Here is a 930-nt window from a genome sequence, read left to right on the forward strand (position 1 = left end):
CATAATTTTATCAAGCTTAGTTAAACTTATTTTTGGATATCCTTAGTTTAACGCTTCGTTTAATCTTTCTACTTTCATGTTTCAGATTTCCTCGTCAGATTAAACTAAGAAAATTTTTCGTATAATCATTCCATTGTACTAACTTCGTTCATATACGATTGATATCTTGGATTAGCCTTATTTTCCAAATACAACTCTACCGCTAACTTAACTATCTCATTGTGAGTTGCAACTGGCATATCTGTGTACTCATCAAATGGTGCATCAGTAAGGCTAATCTTTTTAGGAGTTCTCAAGTAAGTGAGAATATAATTTCTTATATTGTAATTTCCGTCTGTATATAAATGAATTTCATTTCCTTCATATAATCTTAATGGTCTGGCGGATCTACCATGTAATCTATATTCTGACAAAGTATTTTGTCTTTGTCTGTCTATGTTTTCTACTGTGGCTTCTAACACATCTGTGTTTTTAGTTCTTGGTTGACCACTTGGGCCCACAGGCCAACAATGATCGTAACTAAATATTACAGCTGTCTCTCCTACAGTAAACATATAATCATCTGGCAGAGTAACTGTATACTCTTCTGGATATGTAGTAAATTGATAAGATTTTCTAGTAACTAATGTACGAAGATCATCAATTCTTTTTTGGTCTTGTTCAAATCCAGTTTGCTTGAAATTAATACCAGAATATCTAGTTTTGATAAATTTATCTAATCCAGCCATTAACCAATACTCAATATCTGAAGTAGTAGGTTTTGTTAGATTGTCATCTAATTGATCTATTTCTAATTCAAATGCTGTTTGTAATTCAATATACTTCATTATTGTTGATTATTTGGTTGTTTTACTTGTAATCTATATTTACCTTCAGTAATAAACATATTAACTGCTAAATCTACAATTTCACTATGAATTGATTCTGGTA

1 protein-coding gene is annotated in these 930 nt (G+C 30.5%); it reads right to left on the reverse strand.

The window, feature by feature from the left end; genetic code table 11:
- Positions 1-125: 125 nt before the first annotated feature.
- Entirely contained in the window at positions 126-827 is a 702-nt protein-coding gene (locus tag QZL64_RS02190) for a hypothetical protein (RefSeq protein ID WP_021840411.1), read from the reverse strand.
- Between the last annotated feature and the right edge of the window lie 103 nt (positions 828-930).

The organism is Veillonella sp. CAG:933 (genome assembly GCF_000431435.1).
Classification (GTDB): Bacteria; Bacillota; Negativicutes; order Veillonellales; family Veillonellaceae; genus Veillonella_A.